Origin of the sequence: Microbacterium sp. 69-10 (assembly GCF_001897945.1) — a bacterium.
Taxonomy (GTDB): domain Bacteria; phylum Actinomycetota; class Actinomycetes; order Actinomycetales; family Microbacteriaceae; genus Microbacterium.
Window position 1 is genome coordinate 1 of record NZ_MKRT01000021.1, and the last position, 364, is coordinate 364.

A 364-nucleotide genomic window follows, 5' to 3' on the forward strand; every position below is an offset into this window, starting at 1 on the left:
CTACCGCGTGCGTGTCCCCGTGCGATCCGCGCGGATGCTTTTCGCTGGTGCAACGGCGACGGACCGGACGCTTTCCATCCGGTCATCGCCGGGCCGGATGGATAACGCACGGCAGAAGGCCCGGGAACCCGCGCTTTCCATCCGAACCGGGGAAGCCGCAGACGCGACTCCCGCCGACACCCCCGGGGTAGCGTCGAGACCCTCAGGTACGGATGTCCGCACCTGAGGGGGTCTCGACGGCGAGCAGGGGTCTCAGCGATCCTGCGTCAGGCGGTGTACCCGTCCGCCACGGTCAGGGCCTCGTCGATCGCGGACAGGCCGCGCACCAGCTCCTCCTCGGTGATCACCAGCGGCGGGGCGATGT